This is a genomic window from Chryseobacterium cupriresistens (assembly GCF_046614675.1).
Taxonomy (GTDB): Bacteria; Bacteroidota; Bacteroidia; order Flavobacteriales; family Weeksellaceae; genus Chryseobacterium; species Chryseobacterium cupriresistens.
Map to the genome: position 1 here is coordinate 740,556 of NZ_JBKKJT010000002.1, position 26,053 is coordinate 766,608.

General features: G+C 35.7%; 23 protein-coding genes. 8 read left to right on the top strand and 15 right to left on the bottom strand.

From position 1 onward, the window contains the following. Nucleotides 1-128 precede the first annotated feature (128 nt). The 4 genes from ACLI50_RS08565 to ppk1 form a co-directional block, all read right to left on the bottom strand. Nucleotides 129-278 carry a hypothetical protein gene (locus ACLI50_RS08565; RefSeq protein WP_156106575.1) on the bottom strand — a complete coding sequence of 50 codons (150 nt, stop codon included), beginning with the start codon at nt 276-278 and terminating at the stop codon, nt 129-131. After that, nucleotides 275-928, bottom strand: a complete 654-nt coding sequence (locus ACLI50_RS08570; protein ID WP_202838814.1) for an NAD-dependent epimerase/dehydratase family protein — start codon at nt 926-928, stop codon at nt 275-277. Before ACLI50_RS08570 ends, ACLI50_RS08565 begins: the two co-directional genes overlap by 4 nt. A 278-nt stretch (nt 929-1,206) precedes the next feature. Next, nucleotides 1,207-2,091 carry a Ppx/GppA phosphatase family protein gene (locus ACLI50_RS08575; protein ID WP_202838815.1) on the bottom strand — a complete coding sequence of 295 codons (885 nt, stop codon included), beginning with the start codon at nt 2,089-2,091 and terminating at the stop codon, nt 1,207-1,209. Next, nucleotides 2,088-4,160, bottom strand: a complete 2,073-nt coding sequence (gene ppk1 / locus ACLI50_RS08580) for a polyphosphate kinase 1 (RefSeq protein WP_330747403.1) — start codon at nt 4,158-4,160, stop codon at nt 2,088-2,090. The genes ACLI50_RS08575 and ppk1 overlap by 4 nt, the downstream gene beginning before the upstream one ends. Before the next feature lie 231 nt (nt 4,161-4,391). Here ppk1 and ACLI50_RS08585 point away from each other — a divergent pair, with 231 nt between their 5' ends. Both ACLI50_RS08585 and dnaK read left to right on the top strand, forming a co-directional pair. Beyond that, nucleotides 4,392-5,096, top strand: a complete 705-nt coding sequence (locus ACLI50_RS08585) for a hypothetical protein (RefSeq protein ID WP_411413571.1) — start codon at nt 4,392-4,394, stop codon at nt 5,094-5,096. Nucleotides 5,097-5,297: 201 nt separating this feature from the next. Further along, entirely contained in the window at nt 5,298-7,196 is a 1,899-nt protein-coding gene (gene dnaK / locus ACLI50_RS08590) for a molecular chaperone DnaK (protein ID WP_202838817.1), read from the top strand. A gap of 110 nt (nt 7,197-7,306) precedes the next feature. Here dnaK and ACLI50_RS08595 read toward each other — a convergent pair whose 3' ends face one another. Continuing rightward, on the bottom strand, nt 7,307-7,669 hold the full coding sequence (locus tag ACLI50_RS08595; RefSeq protein WP_202838818.1) for a winged helix-turn-helix transcriptional regulator: 363 nt from the start codon (nt 7,667-7,669) through the stop codon (nt 7,307-7,309). 93 nt (nt 7,670-7,762) lie between these two features. On the opposite strand from ACLI50_RS08595, the gene ACLI50_RS08600 reads away from it, so the two are divergent. Continuing rightward, nucleotides 7,763-8,206 (top strand): DUF3291 domain-containing protein, encoded by a 444-nt coding sequence (locus ACLI50_RS08600; RefSeq protein ID WP_238349589.1) that lies wholly within the window; start codon nt 7,763-7,765, stop codon nt 8,204-8,206. 78 nt (nt 8,207-8,284) lie between these two features. Next, nucleotides 8,285-9,427, top strand: coding sequence for a cytochrome-c peroxidase (locus ACLI50_RS08605; RefSeq protein ID WP_202838820.1), 1,143 nt, complete (start codon nt 8,285-8,287; stop codon nt 9,425-9,427). Between the two features lie 147 nt (nt 9,428-9,574). Here the strand turns inward: ACLI50_RS08605 and ACLI50_RS08610 are convergent, their stop codons facing one another. Together ACLI50_RS08610 and ACLI50_RS08615 are read right to left on the bottom strand one after the other, a co-directional pair. Continuing rightward, nucleotides 9,575-11,449: a phage tail-like protein gene (locus ACLI50_RS08610; RefSeq protein WP_202838821.1), complete on the bottom strand. Its 1,875-nt coding sequence runs from the start codon at nt 11,447-11,449 to the stop codon at nt 9,575-9,577. A 1,157-nt stretch (nt 11,450-12,606) separates the two neighbouring features. Continuing rightward, nucleotides 12,607-14,538, bottom strand: coding sequence for a phage tail-like protein (locus ACLI50_RS08615; protein WP_202838822.1), 1,932 nt, complete (start codon nt 14,536-14,538; stop codon nt 12,607-12,609). 1,027 nt (nt 14,539-15,565) lie between these two features. Between ACLI50_RS08615 and ACLI50_RS08620 the strand changes: the two genes are divergently transcribed. The 4 genes from ACLI50_RS08620 (at nt 15,566) to ACLI50_RS08635 (ending at nt 20,958) form a co-directional block, all read left to right on the top strand. Beyond that, a complete protein-coding gene (locus ACLI50_RS08620; protein WP_202838823.1) occupies nt 15,566-17,041 on the top strand; it encodes a LuxR C-terminal-related transcriptional regulator in 1,476 nt (491 codons plus the stop codon). Nucleotides 17,042-17,760: 719 nt separating this feature from the next. Beyond that, the gene (locus ACLI50_RS08625) at nt 17,761-18,516 is read left to right on the top strand and encodes an aspartate/glutamate racemase family protein (RefSeq protein WP_411413572.1); all 756 of its coding nucleotides are present in this window, start codon (nt 17,761-17,763) and stop codon (nt 18,514-18,516) included. Nucleotides 18,517-18,560: 44 nt separating this feature from the next. After that, nucleotides 18,561-19,511, top strand: a complete 951-nt coding sequence (locus tag ACLI50_RS08630; protein ID WP_411413573.1) for a BPSS1187 family protein — start codon at nt 18,561-18,563, stop codon at nt 19,509-19,511. A 337-nt stretch (nt 19,512-19,848) separates the two neighbouring features. After that, nucleotides 19,849-20,958 (top strand): heparan-alpha-glucosaminide N-acetyltransferase domain-containing protein, encoded by a 1,110-nt coding sequence (locus ACLI50_RS08635; RefSeq protein ID WP_202838826.1) that lies wholly within the window; start codon nt 19,849-19,851, stop codon nt 20,956-20,958. 64 nt (nt 20,959-21,022) lie between these two features. Here ACLI50_RS08635 and ACLI50_RS08640 read toward each other — a convergent pair whose 3' ends face one another. The 8 genes from ACLI50_RS08640 to ACLI50_RS08675 form a co-directional block, all read right to left on the bottom strand. Then, entirely contained in the window at nt 21,023-21,379 is a 357-nt protein-coding gene (locus ACLI50_RS08640; protein WP_202838827.1) for a cupin domain-containing protein, read from the bottom strand. A 19-nt stretch (nt 21,380-21,398) separates the two neighbouring features. Beyond that, complete coding sequence (locus ACLI50_RS08645) at nt 21,399-21,818, bottom strand: DoxX protein (RefSeq protein ID WP_202838828.1); 420 nt, start codon at nt 21,816-21,818, stop codon at nt 21,399-21,401. Between the two features lie 112 nt (nt 21,819-21,930). Further along, the gene (locus tag ACLI50_RS08650; protein WP_202838829.1) at nt 21,931-22,722 is read right to left on the bottom strand and encodes a helix-turn-helix domain-containing protein; all 792 of its coding nucleotides are present in this window, start codon (nt 22,720-22,722) and stop codon (nt 21,931-21,933) included. 200 nt (nt 22,723-22,922) lie between these two features. After that, nucleotides 22,923-23,690 (bottom strand): GLPGLI family protein, encoded by a 768-nt coding sequence (locus ACLI50_RS08655; protein ID WP_202838830.1) that lies wholly within the window; start codon nt 23,688-23,690, stop codon nt 22,923-22,925. Between the two features lie 59 nt (nt 23,691-23,749). Then, a complete protein-coding gene (locus tag ACLI50_RS08660; protein WP_114822606.1) occupies nt 23,750-24,019 on the bottom strand; it encodes a hypothetical protein in 270 nt (89 codons plus the stop codon). A gap of 215 nt (nt 24,020-24,234) precedes the next feature. Next, nucleotides 24,235-24,810: a hypothetical protein gene (locus ACLI50_RS08665; protein WP_202838831.1), complete on the bottom strand. Its 576-nt coding sequence runs from the start codon at nt 24,808-24,810 to the stop codon at nt 24,235-24,237. 195 nt (nt 24,811-25,005) lie between these two features. Beyond that, nucleotides 25,006-25,515 (bottom strand): hypothetical protein, encoded by a 510-nt coding sequence (locus ACLI50_RS08670; RefSeq protein ID WP_411413574.1) that lies wholly within the window; start codon nt 25,513-25,515, stop codon nt 25,006-25,008. A gap of 125 nt (nt 25,516-25,640) precedes the next feature. Beyond that, nucleotides 25,641-26,036, bottom strand: coding sequence for a DUF7674 family protein (locus ACLI50_RS08675; protein WP_110011329.1), 396 nt, complete (start codon nt 26,034-26,036; stop codon nt 25,641-25,643). Nucleotides 26,037-26,053 lie beyond the last annotated feature (17 nt).

The window sequence follows — 26,053 nt, forward strand, 5'->3', positions numbered from 1 at the left end:
TTAGATAAATACAAAAATGAACTTTATACCTTGCAATTATTTTAATGGAACTTTAAGAAATGTTTAAAAAATAGGTTTATTTCCAATAAAAGATAAAAATTATGTGAATAAGAAACTTTATAGTGAAATTATTTTCCTGATTTTCCCGAAAAGTTTAAAATTGTACCTGATTTATTTCCTTCCAAAGGATGTTTCTGCATATAAAAATATCCTGAAACAGCAGTCACAAGCAAGAGTACAAAAATAACCAGAACAATTCTTTTTAACATGTCTCTCATAGCGCTAAATTTTTAATATCTCTAATTTCTAAAGTAGATGTAGGGTATCCCTTTTGTGTCACATTGATCATTGCTCTACCCACTTCGTGTAAAGTTAATGATTTTGACTGAAAAAATACAGGAAAAATCCAAATAAAAGGTTTAAAAAACCATTTTACATTGATTTGACCCTCAACAGGTTTCATAAATCCCGGACGGAAATTATAAGCGCCTCTGAAATTCATTCTTTTCAGATCATTTTCTGTTTTTCCTTTTACACGGGCCCACATCATTTTTCCACTCTCTGTGCTGTCTGTACCTGCCCCGGAAACATAGTTGAACACCATTTCAGGATTTTGGTTCAAAACAGCTTTTGCAAAATGAAGGGTTGTATCATAAGTGATTTGGGTGTATTCTTCTTCGTTCATGCCTATACTGCTAATTCCTGCACAGAAAAAGCAGGCATCATAACCTTTTAGTTTTTCATCATTCAGATCGAGCGAAAGAAAGTCAGGGACGAGATATTCTTTCAGCTTAGGATACGTTTTCCCGGAGGGTTTTCTGCTTATGCTCAGGATTTCGGAAACATCCGGGTTTTCAAGACATTCCATTAAAACACCTTCGCCTACCATTCCCGTAGCTCCTGTAAGAATTATTTTGATTGGGTTCATTGCTTTGCTATTGATATTGGATATGACGGATAGGGATAGGGTTTTACTTTAAAATTTTAGATAAAAGATAAAAGATGTTGTCTTAAATGTCTGGATTCAATAATTCAATAGGGATGGGCTTTAGCCCGCCTTAAAAATGAGCCGCCTTGTACTGGATTTAGCTAAAACTTAATTATACAGATTGCTTCGTCGCTATGCTTCTCGCAATGACAATGGGGAAAACTTTTAAAATAAAAGCCAGCGCATTTTTGCGCTGGCCTTCAATATCTTTATAAGCTTTACTTTTTATGTCGCAGCTGACTGTAAATATTATGGATCAATCCGTCTGCTACGGAAATTTTAGGAACAAAGATCTTATTGATATCAGACCATGACATGACATTGTTAAAAATTCCCAGGGCATGTACCAATACATCGGCACGATCCTCTCTAAGGTTGTAGTTGGTCATTCTTTCTTCCACAGAAAGTTCATTGAATTCTTTGTAAACCTTTTTCAGATGAGACAGAGACATTGGTTTTCCATCTTTGGTCTTGCTCATAGAGAATACTTTGTTGATATTTCCACCCGAACCGATGGCAACAATTGGCTTTTTGCTGACAATATTTTTCTTGATTTCCTCCTTCATTTCTTTCCAGTTATCCATCGTAACAAGATTGTTGAGAAGACGGATTGTTCCGATGTTGAAAGATTTTTCGTAAACCATCTTGCCATTTTCGTAGAAGGTCAGTTCTGTAGAACCTCCGCCCACGTCGATATATAAATAGGCAAATTCTTTATCAAGACCTTCTGCAACATGATTTTCATAAATCAGGGTAGCTTCCTCATCACCGGAAATAATTTCAATATTGATTCCTGATGTGTCTTTTACCAGATTGATGATATCATTACCGTTGGCAGCATCACGCATGGCACTGGTAGCACAGGCTCTGTAGTGGTCTACTTTGTATATTTTCATCAGGTCACTAAAGATTTTCATAGAATCAATGACCATTTTTTCTCTTTCCGGACCTATCTTTCCGATGGTAAAAACATCCATTCCCAGTCTCAGAGGAATTCTGAGAAGGTTCAGCTTAATAAATTCAGGCTTTCTGTTATTGATCTTTACCTCATTGATAAGAAGGCGGGCTGCATTACTCCCTATGTCTATCGCTGCTATCTTCATTTCTTGCTTGTTTTAGCTTTTAAATATTTATAGGTTTCTATTTGTGATCGGCATTCTTTTTTATCATTTCTTACGTATTCATTGCTCAGTTTTTTGTCTAAAATCCTTGCTTTTACGTTATCTCTAAGCTGGATATCAAGAATATCCTTTAATTCCTTCTTAAGGTTCTTATCAGTGATTTTAGCGGCTGCTTCAATCCTGTAGTCAAGGTTTCTTGTCATCCAGTCTGCGGAAGAAATGTACATGTCTTCAGCCCCTTTATTGTAAAAATACATAACTCTGGCGTGTTCCAGGTATTCATCTACAATACTGATGGCTTTTATTTTTTCTTTGAATTCCTTTTGATTTACGGCACAATAGATACCTCTTACAATCATTCTGGTTACCACTCCGGCTTTAGCAGCTTCATATATTTTTTCAATCAGTGCGCGGTCACTCATTGAGTTTACTTTGACAATGATTTCTGCTCTTCGTCCTGCCTTAGCTTCTTCGATTTCCTTATCGATATGGTGAACAATCTTTTCACGCATAAACTGAGGGCAAACTAATAAATTTTTACAAGTTTTCAAAATGGAAATAAAGTCATCTTTCGGTTTTTTCAACACATTGAAGACTTTATTGATATCTGCCATGATGCCTCGGTCAGCAGTCAGCAGCAAATGATCACCATATATTCTGGCTGTTTTTTCGTTGAAATTTCCGGTACTTACGAAGCCATACTGGATTGTTTTATTGTGGGCTCTCTTCTTGATGACACAAAGTTTGGCATGTACTTTTTTATTAGGGATTCCTACAAGCACAGTAATTCCTTCCGGTTCCAGCATATCTTTCCATTCCAGGTTGGATTCTTCATCAAATCTTGCCTGAAGCTCCAGCATCACAGTCACTTCTTTACCATTTCTGGCAGCGTAAATCAGAGCATTGATAATTTTTGAACTGCTTGCCAGACGGTACGCTGTAATTTGTATGGATTTTACATCCGGATCCATAGCGGCTTCACGGAGAAGATCAATCACCGGATTGTACTTGTGATAAGGGAAGGTAAGGAGTACATCTTCTTTTAAAATGACATCTGTCACTCTTTCCCCATGCTCAAACGCCTGATGCGTAAAAGAGGTTCTTTCTACAGGTCTTTCATACTTTTCAAAAACATCGGGAAAATCCATGAAATGCTTGAAATTATGAATTTTGCCTCCCGGAATGATGCTGTCTTTCTTGGTTAAGTTCAGCTTTCTGATAAGGAGTTCCAGCAGAGCTTTATCCATATCTTTATCAAAAACAAAACGGGTAGGCTTTCCTTTTCTTCTGTTTTTGAGTCCTTTTTCTATTTTTTCTGCAAAGTTGGTTCTGATATCATTATCCAGATCCAGTTCGGCATCCTTTGTTACTTTAAATGCATTGGCTGCAAATTCATCATATCCAAAATAAGAAAATATGTGCGGAAGATTGAAGGCGATTACATCCTCCAGAAGCATTACATTTTTTTCTTCCGGATCTTCTGTTGGCAGCAATACGAATCTTCCTACAAAACGGGAAGGAATTTCAATAATGGCATAATTACTGGAATACTGCCAGTCTTTTTTTCTCATGGCTACTCCCAGATAAAGACTTTTATCACGCAAATAAGGCATAGGAGTATTTTCGTGAAGGAGAATCGGGATCACATTGGATTCTACCACTTCATCGAAATATTGTCTCACAAATTCTTTTTGGTTGGCTGTCAGGTTTTTGGCATTCTTAATAAAAACTTTATGATCAGCCATTTCGGTCTGGATTTTTTTCCAGGTTTTATCGAAATTCAGCTGTTGTCTCATCACAACTTCATTGATTCTCTGAAGGATCTTGGATGGCGGCTGATAAAAAGATTCAGCAATCACTTTTTCCTTAAAATCCATGGCGCGCTTTAATCCGGCAACACGCACTCTGAAAAATTCATCTAAATTGTTAGAGAAAATTCCGAGGAAACGTATTCTTAAATGTAAGGGAACTTTTTCATCCATGGCTTCCTGCAAAACTCTTTCATTAAATGCAAGCCATGTAATATCTCGGGGATTAAAGTGTATTGACATTCTAAATGTGTATATTTTATCAAAAATAATAATTCACAAAGATTCTGCCTCTATTTCTTAGGTTAAACTTTGATTAATTTTTGAAGATTGAATGTAGAATTCCTTCTATTTATTGGGCCTTCTTGTAAAAGATCTGGTTATCAGTTGTTTTTGCTATATTTATATCAGGATATTATCAAAAATTTATTCATTATTTGAAAATATTTCCCGGAATTATAAAAACTTTTAGTCATGAAAAAATTGATAATCATACTTCTGCTGCAGTTATTTGGTTGGGGGCGCAGTCAATATGTAGAGGTTCTGGAAAAAGGAAATCTGGACAACCTGTCTCCCCGGAAATTTATGATTCCTTTACAGCAGCAGGAAAACTATAAATCTGCATTTGTAGGAAGGTACAAAGCGCATTATCCCAATACTTATCTAGGACATTTATTTACAGCTATTGCTGATGAAGCAAAGAATACAGGGGCTAATGCTTATCACATTGTGAGTTTTAAAGAAGGAGATCATCAAAATGAATCCGAATTGGTAATAGATACTTACTATATACAGGATCCCGACATCAGGCATCAAAGTACACTTATTGAAAAAAATAAAATTTATATCATCGGTGAGCCCGTTATAAACAGCGAAAAGACTTCAAAGTTTAAATTAAACGGAGAGAAAAAAGAAATAAGAGACAATACATTTATAACGATTACTTTAAAGGAAAATGAAGAAGTGAAAATAGTAAAAGGAGGAATTACAGGAATGGCAGTATGGGTAAAATGGAAGCCGGAGCAGTTTAATAAATTCTACAGCTTTTCAGGCATCGGAATAGACGGTGCAGGTTTTGGAGCTAATGGAATGGGAGTTGGCATTAATACAGGAAGGATATATTCCGTAGATCCTGACCTTGGGTATTTTTTAATCCGGGTTTTAAAAGAAAGTAAATAGTATCTTTCACCTCATAAGGAGAAGTTGACATATCTTCATACATAAAAAATGATTTTTTTTCCTGAATATAATTTCAAAACCTCGATTTTATCGGGGCTTTTATTTTTATTGTGTCATTTTGTCATATTTTTTTGAATGGTACAGATATTGAGAAATTGAGAGTGTAAATTAAAATTAAAAATAGAAAAAATATAAAATATTATGAGTAAAATAATTGGAATTGACTTAGGAACAACCAACTCTTGTGTTGCTGTAATGGAGGGGAAAGACCCTGTTGTTATTCCTAACGCAGAAGGTAAAAGAACTACTCCTTCTATCGTAGCTTTTACGGAAGATGGAGAAAGAAAAGTAGGTGATCCTGCAAAAAGACAGGCTGTAACGAATCCAACAAAAACTGTTTACTCTATCAAAAGATTTATCGGAACACACTTTAAAGATGATGCTTCTGAAATCACAAGAGTACCTTATAAAGTAGTTGCCGGACCAAACGATACAGTAAAAGTAAAAATCGACGATAGAGAATATACTCCACAGGAAATTTCTGCAATGACTCTTCAGAAAATGAAGAAAACTGCTGAAGATTATCTTGGTCAGGAAGTAACAAGAGCAGTAATCACTGTTCCTGCATACTTCAACGATGCACAAAGACAAGCTACTAAAGAAGCTGGTGAAATTGCAGGTCTTAAAGTAGAAAGAATCATCAACGAACCTACCGCTGCAGCGTTAGCGTATGGTCTTGATAAAAACCATAAAGATCAGAAAATCGCAGTATATGACCTTGGTGGTGGTACTTTCGATATCTCTATCCTTGATTTGGGAGACGGTGTATTCGAAGTATTGTCTACAAACGGTGATACCCACTTGGGAGGTGATGACTTTGATGATGTGATCATCAACTGGATGGCTGACGAGTTCAAAGCTGAAGAAGGGGTAGACTTGAAAGCTGATGCCATTGCTCTTCAAAGATTGAAAGAAGCAGCTGAAAAAGCTAAAATTGAATTATCTTCTTCTCCTCAGACTGAAATCAACTTACCATATATCACAGCTACTGCTACAGGTCCTAAGCACTTAGTGAAGACTTTAACAAAAGCTAAATTCGAGCAATTATCTGCTGATCTTGTAAGAAGATCTATGGAGCCTGTTGCTAAAGCATTAAAAGATGCTGGTTTATCAACTTCTGATATCGACGAAGTAATCCTGGTAGGTGGTTCTACAAGAATCCCGATTATCCAGGAAGAAGTAGAAAAATTCTTCGGTAAAAAACCATCCAAAGGAGTAAACCCGGATGAGGTTGTAGCCATTGGTGCAGCTATTCAGGGAGGTGTATTGACAGGAGATGTAAAAGACGTATTACTACTTGACGTTACGCCACTTTCTTTAGGTATCGAAACAATGGGTTCTGTATTCACAAAATTAATTGAAGCGAACACTACGATCCCAACAAAAAAATCTGAAGTATTCTCTACAGCTTCTGACAACCAGCCGGCTGTAAGCATCAGAGTAGGACAGGGGGAAAGACCAATGTTCAACGATAACAAGGAAATCGGTAGATTTGACCTTACAGATATTCCACCAGCACCAAGAGGAGTTCCTCAGATTGAAGTAACATTCGATATTGATGCGAACGGTATCCTAAGCGTATCTGCTAAAGATAAAGGAACTGGTAAAGAGCAGTCTATCAAAATCCAGGCTTCTTCAGGTCTTTCTGACGAAGAAATCGAAAGAATGAAGAAAGAAGCTCAGGAAAACTCTGCGGCTGATGCTAAGAGAAAAGAAGAAGTTGAAATCTTCAACAAAGCTGACGGATTGATCTTCCAGACTGAAAAACAATTGAAAGAATTCGGTGAGAAACTTTCTGCTGACAAAAAAGCAGCTATTGAAGCAGCTCACGCAGAATTAAAAACAGCTTTCGAAGCTAAAAATGCTGATGACGTAAAAGCTAAAACTGAAGCGTTAGATGCAGCCTGGATGGCCGCTTCTGAAGAATTATACGCAGCGGGTCAACAGCCAGGTGCTGATGCAGGTGCAGGAGCTCAGAATGCTGGTGGAAACGCCGGAGCTGAAGATGTACAGGATGCAGACTTCGAAGAAGTAAAATAATAAATGTAAACACTAACATTTAATTATAAATCAACCCGGCAGCAAACAAAGTTTGCTGCCGGGTTTTATTTACAGGATATTTACTGCCCTCAGAAATAGGGTTACAGTTTTTAAGTACCTTTTTTATCCTTCAGAATCATTTTACCCCAATCATTGATGTGATCCAATAAAGGAATAAATGACAATCCCAAATCTGAAAGACTATATACAACTTTTACCGGAGGCTTTGTTCCAAATACCGTTCGTGTTATCAGCTGATCTCTTTCCAATTGCCTCAACTGAATACTTAAAGTTGTTTCTGTAATAAAAGAAAGGTCTTTCTTGAGCTCGCCAAACCTTTTATCCCCATTTTTTAAGTGGCAGAGAATAACCCCTTTCCATCTTCCTCCAATGAGATCCATGACGAAACTTACAGCACAGGGATAAGATTTCTGATCAACATTAACGAATAAGGACTCACATTTTTTTTCCATCTTTTCTATAGTATCTAAATTGATAGTTATTTTATGATAATAGTACAGGAGCTATTTTTACACAATATTAATCAGAATAAAAGAAATAAAAAAATGTATCAGCTAGCCCAAATTAATGTTGCCCGAATGATAGGAACCAACATAGAAGATCCGGTGATGAATGAGTTTGTCAGTCATTTGGATTCAGTAAACCAATTGGCAGAGAAAAGCGACGGATTTATCTGGAGACTCAAAGATGATGAAAACAATGCTACAAGTTTTAATCCACTAAACGATGAACAGGTTATCATCAATTTATCGGTGTGGGAAAACATAGAATCCCTGGAACATTTTACTTATAAAACATTCCACGTTGATTTTCTGAGAAGAAGAAGAGAATGGTTCCAAAAATACGGAAAAGCTCACTATGCGATGTGGTGGATTAAAAATAATGAATATCCTGGTATAGATGAAGCATTGAAACGGCTAGAATATTTGCAGGAACACGGTTCCTCTTCTTATGCATTTAATTTTCAGCATGTTTTTCAGTCGCCATAGTTGCAGCGTTGAAAAACTTTTGCAATGAGCATGCTAATAAAGCTATCTTTGTACGGTTCAGTATTTTTATTGAAATAAATGAAAGAAAGATATATTGCTTTTCTGGCAGTTGCCGGAGTACTATGTTTACTAAGTTATACTTCTAATGATCCTGCAGGATATACTGTGGAAGAGCTTCGCACACTGTACAGCAGCGGGGACCAGAGTAAATGGCCGGCACCTCATTTATTTGATGAAGCTAAAGAAGGGTTTCAGGATATCGGACCGTTGCCAAAAATGAGTTTTCCTGAAGATAATCCCTATTCCGAAGATAAAACGGAACTGGGAAAAATGTTATTCTTTGATCCGAGATTGTCAGGAAGCGGACAAATTTCCTGTGCCAGCTGTCATAATCCCGAAACAGGATGGTCAGACGGAAGCAGGGTCTCTTTTGGTCATAACAGGCAGACGGGAACCAGAAATGCTCCTGCTTTGGTAAATATAGGATATGCTAAAACACTTTTCTGGGATGGCCGTTCCGCAACGTTGGAAGAGCAGGTGAAAGCCCCTATTGAAAATCCGGTAGAAATGAATCTTCATATGTCTATGGCAACAAAAAACATCAGTAAGATTAAAGAATATAAACCTTTTTTTCTGAAAGCTTTCGGAAACGAAGACGTAACAGAAGAAAAGATTGCAAAAGCGATTGCCGCATTTGAACGTTCACTGACCAGTCCGCCTTCGAGGTTTGATCAGTTTGTTACCGGAAAGAAAGATGCTTTAACGGATTCCGAAATCAATGGTCTTCATCTATTCAGAACCAAAGCTAATTGTATCAACTGCCACAATACACCTTATTTCTCTGACCGGAAATTTCACAATCTGGGGCTTACTTATTATGGAACACCATATGAAGATCTGGGAAGATATATCGTTACCCATAAAAATGAAGATGTAGGAAAATTTAAAACCCCTGCCTTGAGAGAAGTTTCTGAGAACAAACCTTATATGCATAACGGGCTTTTCCCTGAGCTGGCGAACGTTGTCATGATGTATAATGCCGGAATGCTGAAGGAAATTCCAAAAGGAGAGCAGATCAATGATCATAAGTTTCCTCGTAAATCAGCAATGATAAAAAAACTAAATTTAACTGATGATGAAGTGTTTGATATCGTAGCATTTTTAAAAACACTGAGCAGTTATCAATACAAAGTACGTCCGCCGGAATTACCTAAGTCATAATAATTTATAGTAAAACTATTTTAACCATAAAGATTGATTTTGTGTGTTTTGAGCTTGCAAAAATTAAATTCATAAAACAAAAAGGTCTCTGGAGCTGAGCTCAAGAGACCTTTTTGTAATTGATGTAATTGATGATGCTTTTACTTACTAGTTATCTTTAGTGAAAACAGTAGCAGCCATTGAAGCTTTACCCCAGTTGAAATTACTTCCTGTAGCGGACCACATATTAAACCTAACTGGATAAGAATTACTTTCAGCATACCCATTTAAAGTATAGGTTACTGTAACAGGAGAAGCACTGGTATTGTTAAAGGTATCATTAAATTTTCCGGAGACAGAAACCATTTCAGAGCCAGTAGTTCCTTCCGGAAGGGTAAATTTTCTGGAACCCTCTGGTGCTTCTATACCATCTTTGAGAAAACGTATTCCAAAATAACCAGTAATAGGTACACCAGTATACTGAACTCCAGTCCCCATCGGAACGCTATAATCTACAACAATTTTAGCAGTATTGTTAGCTGGAATAGTTACCGAAACAGATAATCCCAGATCAATATTATTTACAGTAGTACCAGAAGGTAGTGCTATCTGGCCTACCGGAGCTGTTGCCGTATCCGTAAAAACTCCTAAAAGTTGATAATCAGTTGTCTGAGGGGCTAATTTATCCCACTTTGGAGCTGCCGGAGTTCCTGAATTAGTATAAAGTCCTTCTCCATAGGGAGTTAAGGCGGTGTTGGAATTATAAACCATTAACCCTTTTGCAGGAGAGGGAACAGTAGCTCCATCTGTGACTGAGGTTAATGATACTCTTGGCAGCAAAAAGCCTCTGTTGGTAGCAGTAAGATCAAGCAAAGCTGAGTTATCAGGAGCATTGGTACCCACCCCGACATTTCCGCCTACAGGATTAAGTGCTAAAGGAAGACCCGTAGTTGAAGTTTTATTCTGGCTTGAAATATAAGATCCAAAAGGGGCATTGGTATAGGTTCCGAAATCCAGAGCATGATTCGTACTCCCATCAACTCTAAAGGTTGCATTGGTATTGGCTGTACCCAATGCAGAAGGCTGTGCATTGATTCCGGCTACCACCAGCTTATTCGTAGGGGTAGTGGTTCCAATTCCCAGACGGTCATTGGCTGCATCCACAGATAAGGTATTTCCGTCTACAGAAAATGCATTGGTCTGCGTTCCTGTAAATGCCAGGGTATTAGCGCCCTGTGTTACCGTTCTGTTTCCGGTAAGAGTACCGTCTGCAGTATAGAGATTTACCGGAGTAGCTCCTACAGATCCGCCATCCGTAGATCTCCATCCTGAATTACTGTATACATATTCCAAAGCTTTGCCATTGGGAATGGTAACCCCACCTAATGAGGCGCCAAAACCTCCTGTTGTATTATTATAAACAATGATTCGCTGACCTGCATTAGGGGCAGCAGGCGCAGTAACCGTAACGGTTGCTGTAGCAGCGCCGGTAAGTTGTACCTGGCTGACATTGGCAGGTATCGTAACAGCATTACCCGCAACAGCTAAAGCGGTTTCACGGTTGGTAATCGCTCCGTTTACATCCAAAGCTGTTCCTGGAGAATCTGTAGCAACCCCTACATTTCCTCCCACCGGATTTAATACTAATGGAAGACCTGTGGCAGCCGTTTTGTTCTGGCTTGAAATATAGGATCCATAAGGAGAGTTGGCATAGGTTCCGAAATCCAGCGCATGGCTGGTATTTCCATCAACTCTGAGTGCAGCATTGGTATTGGCTGTGCCCAATGCTGAGGGTTGGGCATTAATGCCCGTTACCACCAGTTTATTAGTGGGGGATACTGTGCCTATCCCAACATTACCGTTAGATATCACAGTAAAATCGTCAGTAGACTGAGCTGTTGAAGGCACTCCCGTTGTTGGATTATTTTTTAATCCGTCAATGTTAAATATTCCCTGAGGATTACTTGTATTGATCCCCACTTGTGATTTTGCCACCAGAGAAAAGGTGGTGAGCAAGCCGGCTAGTAATAAATTTTTTTTCATAATATATAAGAAATTAAGATTAGAATAAATTAATATCTCTTTTTGTTGTCGGGAACTCCATCATAGCAACAGAGTCTCCTTACATTTTACTATTATATCTATATCAGATTCACATATTTTTTGTCAATCTTTCATTTCAATTGTTGAAATGAAATAAAAAAGATTGTGCTGTATAGTATTGTTTTTTTGATCTTCAATTTATTTCATGATTTCCTTAGTAAAAATAAGATTTATTAAGGTGGTCGCATGTTTTTGATATACAACACACATACATCACATGTACATCATTTGATGAAATCACTGTATTTTATACTTTGTATTATCATTGTTGTGTGAAATAATTAATCTATAATGTGTTTTATCTTTTTATATTTAAACCTTAGCAATACGGTGTTCCGGTATTCTGCAGCTCTTTTGTAAAGGCTCTTTTGATTTTGATTAAAAAAGAAATTACTTGTAGCTGTAAAAGATATAAGCTCATACATCATCTGGTATTGATGGTATCATAAATGGTATTTTTGAATGAAATACAGATTGTAAAAAGGCTTAATGTAATTACTGCATATTTTAAGTGTAAAAATATAAAGCCTGGATGAGCAGGTATCTCACGGTACTAATAATCATCCAGGTTTAATAAAATTATTGACTTGTCTCTTTTATGAATACCCGGGATTAATAATTAACAAAAGGTCTTCATATGGATAGTCCTTCGGCAGGCTCAGGGTGACAACCCGGATACCAACTGGAATTTTTAAACGTTGTCAGGATGAGCCTGTCAAAGCTAATATTAAAGTTGTTTACACTTTACAAAACCACAAAAATCACAAAAGATTTCATTTAAAAACATTTGAGTTTACTTAAGTAAGTTTAAAATGAGACTGCACAAAAGCTCACATAAGAGATAAACATTTCAACTTCGCTCAACAGGCAAAGATTTTCACAAAGCTTAAGTGGGCTATTATATAAAGTCTGACTCTAAAAAAAATGGAATGTTTAAAACTTTTGGGTCTTTTGTATTTAAAAATAATGAATATAAAAGTGTAAACAGCTTCATTACTAAAAAAGGACAGGTCAATAAATAAAAATACCCTTCAAAATTTTTTTTGAAGAGTATTTGAAGCTGGATATGTTCCAGATGACTTAGTTATTGGTTACTGCTATGGAACGGGAGAAGCAGTTGCCGCTCCGACGCTGCTGCCTCCAAGATTATAAGTGCCAGTACTCAGATTCGACATTTGTTCATTGGAAATAATCAGTACTCTGATTCCCCACACAAATGAACTGCCTGATGTAGTATTTGCATTAGGGACATCTGCATAAATCCTCCAGGTTCCGTTTTGCTGAAAAGTATAGATATCTGGTGCCTGAAAATCAAAAACGGTTGAACCATTACCTTTAAAGCCTGCATTGATATCACTGTGATTATTGGTGTCAAATCCCACTACAATGGCAGTATATGAAGAAACAGGTATTTTGGTATCGAAGTTAGAGATGAAATCTCCGTTCGGGTTTGTAAAAGTATAATATTTAAAATACATTTTTGAAACAGGTCCTATTTTACCCCAGTTCGGTGATGCGCTTGTTCCTCCGTTATAGTAAATTCCTTCTCCCTGAGGTGACATGGCTGTATTGTTGTTATACACCAGAAGGCCTTTTGCAGGTGCGGGAACAGTACTGGCATCTGATGGAGATGACAGGGATACTCTTGGCAGTAAGAGTCCTTTATTGGCAGCATTAAGATCCAGCAATGCTGAATTATCCGGACTATTGATTCCTACCCCTACATTCCCGGAAGGAGTAACTACCACTTTTGCACTATTATTAGCCATCAGGTTCAGATTATTTGAAGTAGTAGTCCCCACATAACCTGCTCCTGCTCCGATATATGTTTTCAGATTCACTGTACCATTGGTATGGTTTAAACCAAAACTATTATCAGGGGTGCTGATGGTCAGTTTGGTGTCAGGCGTTGCAGTACCAAGACCTACACGGTCATTGGCAGCATCTACAGATAAGGTAGTTCCATCCACAGAAAATGCATTGGTCTGTGTTCCTGTAAAGGCAAGGGTATTGGCTCCCTGGGTAACAGTACGGTTTCCTGTCAGAGACCCATCCGTGTTATAGATATTGGCAGATGCAGGTGCTGCCGGTAGAGCTTTCCATGTTGCTACTCCGCTGGCATCGGATGTTAACACCTTATCTGTCCCTTGCGTTCCGTCTACAATTTTCAAAGCCCCGCTTGTTCCTGATTCAATCTGAAGCTTACTAGTAGGATTTGTTGTCCCGATACCAATGTTTCCGGAAGATTTGATGGTCAGTCTCGGCGCATAATCTGTAGCATTTCTGGTTGAAAATTGTAATCCTGCATAGCTGTTGGCTGCATCACGGTCGATTCCTGTAATGCTTGCTCCTGATAGTCCTGTTTCAGATGTTGATGGAATGAACCCCAGCTCTGCAAACTGCCCGCCGGTGCTATTTAAATTATAGAGGGTAATATTTCTTGAAACTCCTTGTGAACACGGAGCCCCGCAATTTTCAATTCCTGCAGAAATGGTATTGGTTGTAGCTCCCGCACTGTTTTGAACAGACAGGGCAGAAGCAGGAGCGATGGTACCGATTCCCACTCTGCTGTTTGCAGCATCCACGGAGAAATTTTTCCCATTGACAGAAAAAGCATTGGTTTTTGTCCCTGTGAATGCCAGGGTATTGGCTCCCTGCGTTACTGTTCTGTTACCGGTAAGGGTGCCATCTGCATTGTAAATATTAACGGGAGTGCTCAGCTTTGTCCATACAGTACCATTGTAATAATAGTAGCCAACGGTATCAATATTCAAAGCGGTACCTGCAGCGGTACCCGTAGCGATATTGTTGACATAGATAAGGGTTGATACCGGAACCCCGGTCATACTCTGAGCTTTTTGTCTGTCTACTCTTGGAATAAGTAATCCTTCTACTGTTGTACCGGTACCAGTACTGTTTTTAGCGGTCACATCAAGTGTTGCAGCGGGGGTTGGGGTATTAATCCCCACCTGTGATTTTGCCAATGAAAAGGTAGCAAGCAATCCTACTACGAATAAATTTTTTTTCATAATATGTGTTAATTAATAATTTTCTTATATCAACAGTTATAATAGCAGTGAAAATATTACTGAACTTTATCTACGTGCTTTACTTACTGTGATTGGTTGCAAAGGTAATGCTTGGTGAAGTTTTAAAGTATATTATACGCTTATCATAGATACAACATGGGTATATCATAGGTACATCATTAGTGTATTTTTATTGAAAAAATATATGATATAAGGAAAAAATGTTAATAAATTAAACCACATTACAGTGAATTAAAGAGGGAAATACTATCTTTGCTTTTTGCCCTGGTTGCTTTTATCAGCTTATTATAAGAAGTTGTAAATGAAGATTGGTTTAGCAATATAATTTTAAATCATGATTTATAGAGGAGAAATCAAGATAAGGAGGGTGTTATTGATTTAAATTAATAAAGAGACAGCTAATGTTATAATAATTTTTACATCTGTTTTATACATCTGTTGATTCTGGTTAGAATTTTTTTTTGCTGTCAGGTGGAAATAGGGTGCATTTTCAAGTGGGTGTAGTAAGGATGTATGATTTTTTTGAATCCTTTGTTTATAGGGATTTGAGAAGATGATGTATGTACGATGTATGTTATTATTGTGCATTTTTTATCACTTTTTTTTAACCTTGTGAAAAATAAGATAGATATGTATATAAGAAAAGTGAATCGCTGATCTCTTTGTGAGATTCCAGACATCCGGAACCAATAATAATGTTGAATCATTTCTTTAAAGCAAAAAAGAAAAAAATTGAATTTATTACCGGTAGCAGGTGAAAACGGGAGACAACATATATTTTGATGTGATTCTCAATCTTGTTATTCGTGTAAATAAAAACAGAGAAAAGATAACATTCAAAAAAGGAGTAATTATACTTTACAGAACAGTAAATTATGATGGATAGGAAACTTTTGCCTTGTTTCTTGTTTTCTGAATTGGAGAATATTAATCTGATGTACTTATCATAATAATTTTATTTGGTCATGATAAGTATTTTTTTATCTTTAATCAATAACTCGTTATTATGTTTTTTTTAAAAAAAATAAATAAAATAATTTTATTTTCTTTCATAATATGTTATTCGCAACTATTTTCACAACGATATACAGAAAGGAATATTGATACTTTACTGATAAAAACAAATGAAGTACTCCGGACAAGAATATCTGACGATGATCTTATCCGTTGGAACAAAGGAATTATAAAGGAAGCAATCCGGATTGGCTACCGCGAAGGAGAAGCAATGGGATATGCCAATATTGCCAACCGATATGTATTTGGGGGTAATTTAAAGAAAGGGTTAGAATATTTAAACAAGGCTGAAGATATATCCGGGAAAAGCAATGATAATTTTCTTTTCGGTAAAATTAATCAGGAGTATGCCCAGGTTTATAGTAAAATGGATGTGAGTAAGCTGGCTTTGGAATACAATTCAAAAGCGGTGAATTATGCTTTGAAGCTGAGAAAAGATAACCGTGACTGCCGTCTGTTTTTACACTATGCCTATTCAACCAGATCTTTTTACATGTACAATGTTGACCGGCCTGACTCTGCTCTTATTTACCTGCATAAAGCTATAAAAATAGAAGCAAATCCTCTCGATATATCTAATGTTGCAAGGTACTTTACCATATTTGAGGTGAAACCTGATTCTGCCAGGTATTACTTTCAAAAGGCTTTTATGCTTTTAGAAACCAGGAATTTTAAACATGACAAATTCCAGAGAGCTGTTGTTTTACAGAATTATGGAATATTTCTGAACAGTCAGGGAAAAAGCAGTGAGGCTATCAACGCAATTAAGGAGTCAATTGAATTGGCTAAGCAGGTCAACAGACCTAAACTTCTTCTTAACAATTATAAGGAACTGTCTGGACTTTATAAAAATGAAGGAGATGCTGAAAAAGAAAATGAATATCTGAAAAAGGCAATTTCATTGCAGGACAGCCTTAATGCCAACCAGAATCAGGCTGTAAACCTCTCCATCAACAGACTGAATAAAGATAGAGAAAACGAAAAAGTTCAGTTTAAAAAACAAAATAATACCACGCTGTGGTATAGTGGTATCGCAATGCTGTTGGTTACTTTAATCACCGTTTACTTTTATTTACATGTAAGAAAAAAGAAAAAAAAGCTGGCGGAAAGTCAACAAATAATTTTTGAAATAGGGGAAGAAACAAAAGACCTGAAAAGAAAACTCAGTGAAAATTATGAGAATATCATTCAGCTTGCCAGAGAAAAAAAAGCTGATTTTTTTCCTAAATTCCAGGAAGCCTATCCGGAATTATTCAGGGAGTTGCTGAAAATAAATCCTAATCTTTCCAAATCGGATTTAACTTTTTGTGCCATGATATGGCTTGGCTTTTCGTCAAAGGAAATTGCTCAGAGTGTCTCTATGGAGCACAGATCTGTACAGACAAAAAAGTACAGAATACGGAAAAAACTGAATCTGGAAAGCGAGACAAATCTGTATCTTTTTTTCAGATCTATATTGGAGCCATAGCAGGTTTGAAAAGAATATCCATGTATCGGCTAATTTGAATAGATAATACAGAACCGGAACAAATCTTTTTGTTTCGGTTTCTTTGTTAATTTTTATCCTGAAAAGCTATAGAACATCAGAATTTATGATCTGAATTTTATAATCCGTAGTTTTTAGCTAAGGTTTTATATACATCATATGTGCATTTTCATTTGTTTATAAAATACATGATTTTAAAAAATGCCAATGTATTACATCCATTATAGTGAATTAAATAATAAAATATGATGTTTTCTTTTGTTGTTGCTGTAAAAAATATTGACTATACATAATGAGTTTATAATTGCTGTTTTGGATAATAAATGAAGGAATGCATGTCAGTTGGGGCTATCCATTTTCCTGTATTTCAATACAATAATTTTAACGATAAGAATCATTAATCCAAAAATTGGTTTTGAACCTATTACATAATGGATCGATTAGTAATTCGCCTTATTGTGTGTTTTCAAAAAACAAAAAAAGGCACTATGTGTGAGTAGTTTTTGTGGGTATACCTACAAAGTGGCGTATATATGTTGTAGGGTATTATTATGCTTCTCTCTGTTTTTTTCTTAATCTTGGTAAAAAATAGAAAATGTACTTCCCTATAAATTGCATACGATTATTTTGTAAAGAAGAGGGTGAGATTTCCGGCTTTGCAGTACAAGTACCGGCTGCAGAGAACTGCAAACAAAACTGTCATGAATAATTATAATCAAAGTTCTTCAGGTTATCCTCTGCACCATCCCACCTTACGGAAATTAGGTCTTGTCGGAGGTCTTTCCTGGCATTCAACGCTGGAATATTACATGTACCTGAACCAAACCATCAATGATTATTTCGGTAATAATACAAATCCTCCTCTTGTATTAGTAAATCTTGATCAGTATTCTATGCATCAGTTGCAAAAGTCGGATCATTGGGATATAATTGCAGCAATGCTGATTGAAGCCTGCGATCAATTATATAAAGCCGGAGCCTCTGCAGCAATGTTTTGTGCTAATACACCCCATAAAGTGTATCATGAAGTGCAACGGCATAGTATGATTCCCATATTGCATATCGGAGATGCGATAGGTACTGCAGTCCGCAAGAAAGGACTTCGTAAAGTTGGGCTTATTGGGACAGTATTTACCATGGAGGAGCCATTTATTGAGAAAATCCTAAAAGATAAATATGATATTGATATAATGGTACCCGACCAAAAGAAAGACAGGGAAAAACTTCATACCATTATACAAAAAGAACTGTCTCTTGGTATTTTAAAGCCTGAAACAAAAAAATATATACTGGATCAGATTGTAATCCTGGAAACGATGGGTGCTGAAGGCATCATATTGGGATGTACAGAATTTCCGATTATTATCGGGGAAAATGATCTGGAGATTCCGGTATTCAACACCACATTGCTGCACGCCCAAATGGGAGTAGATTTTATTCTGAGGACTGATTTTTAACACTTGTTATAGTGCTTTAATTGTCTAATTTAATTTTAAATACTATGGAAAAAAAGACCTCATTATCCACCATGATACTGTTTATTGTGTTATTTTTGGCAAGTTTGTCCGCAAATCTGAAAGCACAAAAGGTAAATCCTGCTATTGATTTTTCCGGATATAAAAAGATTCAGGTGAAACCCAGTGAAGCTGATCCTTCGGTAAAGAACTGGGACAGTGCACATATTGTATTTTATGATAAGGCCATTAAGAATAATAAAGTACTGCTATGGCTCACAGGGACTAAAGGATCAACTGTTCATGTTCCCCAAAGTTTTTTAAAAACAGCATTGGAGCAGGGATATAGGGTTATAGCACTTTCTTTTATAAGTACCCCTGGAGTTTCGCAGGTGTGTAAAGGAGATTATTTGAATCAAAATATTGACTGTGCTGCAGAATTCCGTAGAAAACGTATTTATGGTGATAATACTTTCCTGCCTATTCCGGATCAGTATCAGGATGCCATAATACCTCGCCTGACAAAACTTTTACAGTATTTGTCAAAAAATGATAAAGAGGGTGTATGGTCTCAGTATCTTGATCACAACACAGGTAAACCTGTCTGGAGCAAAATCGCTATAGCCGGTCAGTCTCAGGGGGGAGGAATGGCTGAATTTATTGCCCAGCATGAGTCTGTAGCCAGGATCATCAGCTTTTCAGGGGGGTGGGATTACAGTAATTCCAAAACGAAAAAAATCGCAGGGTGGTACTCCCAAAAATTAGTAACATCACCTCAAAATGTTTTTGCAACTTATCATGTAAAAGAGGTTGCTTCAACAGAGCTAGCGGAAATTTGTAAAACACTCCATATCCCAGCAGAGAATGTTTTTGCATTAGATCAGCCTATTGTTCAAAACACAAATATGCGTACTCCTCCTAATCCCTATCATGTGGAAGGAATTAAAAATCCTGTGTATCAACCTATCTGGATAAAAATGCTTGGTTCGGGGCTATGATTTCTAAAAGATCATTTGCTATGATTTAAAGCTATAAGTTTAGATATGATAAAAACTCTTCCTGCTGGAAGAGTTTTTTATTTAAAGACATAGAATATTAAACTTTCATTGTCTGACGATTCAAGGAAAATTACATACTTGAGTGTTGAAAATATTATTGTAATTATACTGGAGTAAATGTTTAAGTATTACTATTTTATGAAAATTGATTCATGAATTATGAGGAATGGTTTTAATTTGTATATTTGGTTTTATTTAGAATAAATAAAAATATAATTTAAAGAAATCATTAATGAATACAATTTTGTCCATCTAATCCACATTTTCATTAAAAACTATGAAACTACAAAACAAAAGAATCCTTACTCTGGATGTAATAAAAGGTATAAGTGTCATCGGAATGATCATTATACATACCTTATTGGTGTATGCCAATGTAAAATCACAATATGAAACAGCTGTCGGCAGTTTTATTGTTTTTCTTGGAAGGGGAACTTCTATTTTCCTGATCTGTATGGGAATTACTTTCATGACTTCCAGTCATCAAAGTCTTAAAAGTGCTTTAAAACGGGGTGCTTTACTAATATTTGCAGGGTTGTTCATGAACTTTATGAAGTTTATGATTCCTGTCATTTTTAATTTTGCTCCCGATAATTTTATCCAAAAATATGGCTGGGGCGCACCTATAGAACAGCAGTATGTATATCTGGTACAGCTGGGTGATATTTTACAGCTGGCTGGGATGTCTTTATTATTTGTTGGATTTATCAGGGCGTATGTGAAAAATAAATATATCATTCTGGCAATAGGTTTATTCGTTGCGCTGGTATCCAGGGAAGTAAGCGGAATTAACCTGGATTATCCTGTGATCAATTATGTTCTGGATCTCCTTTTCAATACCGATTATCCGGCATATGTCTATTTCCCTGTTTTTCCATGGATGGCCTTTATCATCATCGGAATGTTTTTCGGGAAATGGTTTCAGGAGCTGAACTACAATACCCAACAGATATTTAGAAATATGCTGTATGCCGGACTGTTATTTATTGCCATAGGAGCACCGCTGGTCTTTCTGTATGGTGATTATCATTACAATGGTTTTTATCATATGGGCCCCGGAGGTGTTCTTTATTTTGCAGGCTGGACACTACTGTTTTTATGGCTGATTAATACGTTTATGGCAAACGCCAAAGAAAATGGTTTTATACGTGTTCTCAAATATTGCAGTAAAAACCTGACCTCAATGTACATGATTCAATGGATATTAATCTCGTGGGGAAAAGGAATTTTCGGATATCGGCAACATGAAATTGGATACGTGTGTATGCTGATCCCGTTGTATATTATTCTCACTTTTTCAGTACAGACTATGGTGGATGTCATAAGAAAGAAAAAAACGTTAATTGACTTCATACTGATATCACCTGATGAAACAGTTTTAAAATAATAATTCCATCCTCTTTAAAATTCATAAAAACCACGGTAAAAATTACCGTGGTTTTGTTTTGTAATCAGCTAAGAATTTCCACTTCTTCCGGTACAACAAAAAGAATGGTACAGCCATGTTCAGATTTCACGGAATGTTTGAAATCAGGCGGAGTATATAGATAATCTCCTTTTTCAAGCCGGGCTCCTGCAATAGTTGCATCACCTTCCAGTATAAATAATTCCTCTCCTGCAGGATGGTTATGATAAGGATAGCTGGCTCCTGGTTCAAATTTTAAAAGAATACTGGTAGAACGTTTTTTTTCAGGATCAAATTTTAAGGATTTTACAAAAATACCTTGATAATGAATTCCTTTTTCAATTAAAGGCTGCCATTCTTTCTGTTCTGTTTTTACGATGTAATCGTGGATGTTGGTGTTCATGTAATATAAATTTTAATTGTTATTGATGTAAGAAATGATCAAAACTCCATTTATAATGGGAAAATGTACTCAGAAGAAATGCCCCTGCACTGAATGCGAAGACTGAATAGTCCAGAGGTTCTTTAATTCCAAAAGAAATGCTCATGGCTATGGCAAAAAATAAAGTGAGCACAGAGGCGTACCTTGCTGTTCTTTTTATCTGAAAACCCAGAAGAAGCATAAAGCCTATTGAAACTTCAGCTGCCGTTGAAAATAGGGCAATAGAAGGTGCCCACGATGGTGGTAAAAATGAATTGGTTTCAGCGGTATAATGAACAAAATTTTTCCAGCCTGAAGATTGAGCCCCCCAAAGATTCAGCCTGCTTGCTACTGCTGATAAAAATCCGGCAGCCAGAGCAATTCTTAATAAAAAAACGGCGGTATCCTGTTGCGTTTTCATACGTATAATTTTTAGGTTTTAATTACAGTACAAAGTTCAGCGAAAGCCGCCGCCTAAAGAATAGACAATTCCGGGAAAAGCATGTAATATTGAAGAAGGAAGCTGAAAGTTTTTAAATTTCCTTTACCACTTTCTGATACTCTTTGGGAGACTGTGAAGTATGTTTTTTAAAGAAATTTGAAAAATAGAAAGGATCATTGAAGCCAAGTTGGTAGGCAATTTCCTTTACAGTCAGCTTTTCATATAATAAAAGTCTCTTAGCTTCAGAAATAATGAGGCTGTAGATCACATTCTGGGCCGTTTTGTTGGTATGAAGTTTTGAAACCTCATTCAGTTTGGCTTCAGTGGTTCCGAGAAGATCAGCAAAATGAGAGACCTGATAATTATTTTTAAAATTTGCCCTTACAGTTTCAAGGAACTTTAAAAATAAAGCATCGGGTTTCCATATTTCATCGCCGTGGGCAATTTTACTGCGGTTGATTTCTACCAGAAGCAATTCCACCAGAGAATGTGTAGAGATCAGATACTGGTAAGGCTGTTGCTGAATTTCTTTTTCAATAGTGTTCAATGTTTCAGAGAAAAATTCAGGGTGCTGTACAGTGATCATTTCATTCATTCCAAAATGACAGAAGAGACCATTGTGGAAGATAAGTTCAATATCACTATCACTTTTACAGAAAAAATCCAGCGTAAATTCCAATGCAGTCAATTCTCCTTCCACTGATTTTAACTGATGGAATTGTCCTGAAGTAATGGTTACAACCTGACCGGTTTTCATCATAAAAATATTTTCGTCAATCAGAATTTCTGCATTTCCGGACTGGCACCAGAATAAGGTGTATCTGATGACCCGTCGCGGTTCAGGATATCCTGCATGGTTGGAGTATTTTCTTATTTTAATCATTTCAGATCTGTTAAAAGGTGAATATCAAATTGATGTAACTGGATGGAACAAAACGGATATTGTAGAAATCCTTTTGATGAAGCTACAACTGTAATTATAGGTATACAGCTCACTCATAATGCTAGCTATAATGATATAATGATGTATAGAAATAATGAGTAAAAAATAAAACACCTGTAAATTCAGGTGTTTTATTTTTTTTATTCTAAAGAATTGTTATACTTCCTTTTATTGTCCTCAATCATTTTTCTATACTCCGGGTTATTAATTTTACCTTGATACGGGTCATTCATATATTCTTTTCTCTTTGTAATAAATTGATCTTTGGATACAATTAACCCTTTTTTTTGCTCAATGGGTAAACTCGTTTTATTTATTGATATAAGTTCAAAACCTATATAATTATTCAACTCATTGATCTTTAATATTAATCCAGGAAGTCCTCTAAATTTGTATGGACCATCACTTATTGGAATATCATAAGTAAACCAAGCTATAAACTTTTTTCCTCCTACACTTACAACTGCTTTATTACATTTATAGCCGCCAATAGTAGAAGTGCTTTTATTATCAATTTGCCAGTCAAGTTTATCAGGACTCTCATAGGTGTAATAATTTCTCCCTAAATAATTTGATATATAGGTTTTGTTTTCATCCTTATATACATTATGCTTTACCTTAGATTTCGGAAGAGAGCCGGGATCAACAATATTTCCGGTCTTCATTGCGTCTTCCAGTTTTTTCCCAAAACCATCCACTGCAGCCTTATAATTTTCACTATAATATATAGATTTTTTGCCATTAGTGAGTAATACCATAGGCTCATTAATTGTAGATAATTTATCCAAAGTATCTTGTACAAAATTATATTTATACTTTACTTCGATTTCCGAATAATCTTTTTTTTCTTGACCTTTCACATAGTTAAAACAAAGAAATAACAAAAAAATTCTAAAAAGTGGTTTCATAGGTACTCAAAATATTATAATTAAATAGGCTGTTAAAAGACAGCCTATTATTTTTTTCATTACGTCATTGGATTTTCATAACTGGAATGTCCACAATCTTGATTGTTATACATTTCCCATTCGTTGTAAAGGCAATCACTTGAATCAAATTCAGAATCAAAAACTGTTTGATAAGTAGTTCCACAAATAGTTTTGATAGTCACCAAATACCTTGTAAAGGCTGCAATTTGCTGTTTTTCCTTTTTTGACTCTAATTTGTTAGAAGTGCTTTCTTTAGCACAAACAAGTCCAGCAACCATAAATGCTGAAAGTAATAATACTTTTTTCATAATTATGTTTTTTAAATATTTAACAATTTAAATATAAAATTATTTTTTTAATCACCAAATATGGAAAACCGTAAGGATATTAAAAAGATTTTAAGTCTTGTTTAAAGCTCCTTTAAATACTCTTTGAAATAAAACTATTATCCAATAAAAATTCGGCGGGTATAGTAATATTTTTTATACTTTTGGTTTTGCCCATTATATTGAACAGATAAGTTTTAGTTTGATTTTTTATTATCAATTTCTTCTAAATGCTTTTTAACTGAATTGACATTTTCTTCTGTAAGCTTGCCATAGCCATGGTCTCTGATTTGGCTTAATTGTAATTTTGATATTTCATCTTGCTTATCTTTATTTTTCAATAAATGATCCCGCAACGAAATATAATCCTGGGCAGAGTATACTTCATCTTTTAAAAATTCTGAAATATTTTTATTTTCTCCGACACATCCCAAAGTATATTTCATCATTAAAGGATTGTTATAATAGAAAGTATAGATATCTAAGAATCTTTTATCATTTCTTTTAAATAGCTCCTTGGCGGAATAAACCCTTAACGCATTGCTGCCATTCATCGCATAGTAATAGAGCTCATCATTACTTGCTGTTTTAGCAATTTTTTTAAATTGATTATAAATCTTACTTTCTTCACCTCCATAACCAATATGGGAGGACTCAGCATAAGAAAGAGTACTTAAAGGCTGTGCCAGTTTTTTTACTGTATCAGAAACCTGGGCATTATATCCTGTGTAAATAAAAGTGATTAAAAATCCATAAAAATATTTATTCTTCATTATTTATAAATAATATCTAAAGTTAATAAAATAACTGAAGATATATTATTACAGTATATTTCTCAACGAAAACCTTCCGGATCTTGCAGGACGGGAAGTTGGTTTCTGAGTTAATAATTAAAAAATAAAAATGTAGCTACAATTATTTATAAGAATATTCAATATTGCTCCATAAAACCTGATCTCCTGTTTTGATCATTTCAGAAGGTTTGGAGAATATATTACCGAAAATATTTTCGTATTGAGTTGTTCCAAAATGAGAACTTTTGGTAATTTAACGTATCTGTACGTTCTTTTTAAGGTGAATGAAGAAGTGTCTTTATGGAAATCACCAATGTAAGTTGGTTTATTATTGTTGTTCTCTTTGATCAGTACAGAATCATTCGCGATGGTAAAACTGTAAGCAAAATCTGTAGATGAGGTTTCTGAGAATAACCTGATCGTTTTGTTTTTAAGATCAAGATTTATTTTTTCCCATGCAGGTTCCTGGTATAGGCTCCAGTAATCGGTAAGGTAAGATTCATCCGGAGTAGATTTTTCTCCTTTTGATCCTTTGTACAAAACCGTATTTTTTACAGTATAACTTTTAAATTGAAACGAGTAAACATTTTTATCAACAGGTCTCGGATCATCAATTATATTGTCGTTGTTTTCACACGATATTAATGACAATGCCATTATCAGGGCATAAAAAGAGTATTTCATGGTATATTTTATAAAAAGAAGTTTCACACCTATTTGTGAAACATATTAGAGTGGGAGTTATATCGATCAGGAATGAAAAGGCGAAAAGGTAAACGCGTATTTACCTTTTCGCTTTTTGACTTAATTTATTTCCCAAAATATATCTGATCCTGCTTCTGTTGTTCATTATAAATGATCTGGAAGCTGACAGGCATATATTGGTAAAGAAGTTTCCAATGTTGGATCTTTGCGTGTTTCTTGAAGCTTTCGAAAGATCTTACAAACAGGTTTTCAATCATGGTTCTTACATAAGAATTCCCGTTTCTGTAGATCCAGTCCATCAACTTGATGTGATGGGCAATGATATTGATCTTCGATTCCTGCAGCAGGTGCTTCAGATAATTCACGGTAGCCTGCATGATCCCTGCGAAATTGTCCTGTACAGACAGCTGGGTGATTTCATTGCGAAGTGGCGGATAGAAAAATTTTAAGTATTCAACAGCTATTTTTTGATTAATAGTTTGCATTTGTACTTTCATCATAATTAAGAATTTTTCAA

Bases quoted from the DNA above. Each gene is read 5' to 3' on its own strand.
- ACLI50_RS08565 (WP_156106575.1), bottom strand. From the start codon at position 278: ATGAGAGACATGTTAAAAAGAATTGTTCTGGTTATTTTTGTACTCTTG.
- ACLI50_RS08570 (WP_202838814.1), bottom strand. From the start codon at position 928: ATGAACCCAATCAAAATAATTCTTACAGGAGCTACGGGAATGGTAGGC.
- ACLI50_RS08575 (WP_202838815.1), bottom strand. From the start codon at position 2,091: ATGAAGATAGCAGCGATAGACATAGGGAGTAATGCAGCCCGCCTTCTT.
- ppk1 (WP_330747403.1), bottom strand. From the start codon at position 4,160: ATGTCAATACACTTTAATCCCCGAGATATTACATGGCTTGCATTTAAT.
- ACLI50_RS08585 (WP_411413571.1), top strand. From the start codon at position 4,392: ATGAAAAAATTGATAATCATACTTCTGCTGCAGTTATTTGGTTGGGGG.
- dnaK (WP_202838817.1), top strand. From the start codon at position 5,298: ATGAGTAAAATAATTGGAATTGACTTAGGAACAACCAACTCTTGTGTT.
- ACLI50_RS08595 (WP_202838818.1), bottom strand. From the start codon at position 7,669: ATGGAAAAAAAATGTGAGTCCTTATTCGTTAATGTTGATCAGAAATCT.
- ACLI50_RS08600 (WP_238349589.1), top strand. From the start codon at position 7,763: ATGTATCAGCTAGCCCAAATTAATGTTGCCCGAATGATAGGAACCAAC.
- ACLI50_RS08605 (WP_202838820.1), top strand. From the start codon at position 8,285: ATGAAAGAAAGATATATTGCTTTTCTGGCAGTTGCCGGAGTACTATGT.
- ACLI50_RS08610 (WP_202838821.1), bottom strand. From the start codon at position 11,449: ATGAAAAAAAATTTATTACTAGCCGGCTTGCTCACCACCTTTTCTCTG.
- ACLI50_RS08615 (WP_202838822.1), bottom strand. From the start codon at position 14,538: ATGAAAAAAAATTTATTCGTAGTAGGATTGCTTGCTACCTTTTCATTG.
- ACLI50_RS08620 (WP_202838823.1), top strand. From the start codon at position 15,566: ATGTTTTTTTTAAAAAAAATAAATAAAATAATTTTATTTTCTTTCATA.
- ACLI50_RS08625 (WP_411413572.1), top strand. From the start codon at position 17,761: ATGAATAATTATAATCAAAGTTCTTCAGGTTATCCTCTGCACCATCCC.
- ACLI50_RS08630 (WP_411413573.1), top strand. From the start codon at position 18,561: ATGGAAAAAAAGACCTCATTATCCACCATGATACTGTTTATTGTGTTA.
- ACLI50_RS08635 (WP_202838826.1), top strand. From the start codon at position 19,849: ATGAAACTACAAAACAAAAGAATCCTTACTCTGGATGTAATAAAAGGT.
- ACLI50_RS08640 (WP_202838827.1), bottom strand. From the start codon at position 21,379: ATGAACACCAACATCCACGATTACATCGTAAAAACAGAACAGAAAGAA.
- ACLI50_RS08645 (WP_202838828.1), bottom strand. From the start codon at position 21,818: ATGAAAACGCAACAGGATACCGCCGTTTTTTTATTAAGAATTGCTCTG.
- ACLI50_RS08650 (WP_202838829.1), bottom strand. From the start codon at position 22,722: ATGATTAAAATAAGAAAATACTCCAACCATGCAGGATATCCTGAACCG.
- ACLI50_RS08655 (WP_202838830.1), bottom strand. From the start codon at position 23,690: ATGAAACCACTTTTTAGAATTTTTTTGTTATTTCTTTGTTTTAACTAT.
- ACLI50_RS08660 (WP_114822606.1), bottom strand. From the start codon at position 24,019: ATGAAAAAAGTATTATTACTTTCAGCATTTATGGTTGCTGGACTTGTT.
- ACLI50_RS08665 (WP_202838831.1), bottom strand. From the start codon at position 24,810: ATGAAGAATAAATATTTTTATGGATTTTTAATCACTTTTATTTACACA.
- ACLI50_RS08670 (WP_411413574.1), bottom strand. From the start codon at position 25,515: ATGAAATACTCTTTTTATGCCCTGATAATGGCATTGTCATTAATATCG.
- ACLI50_RS08675 (WP_110011329.1), bottom strand. From the start codon at position 26,036: ATGATGAAAGTACAAATGCAAACTATTAATCAAAAAATAGCTGTTGAA.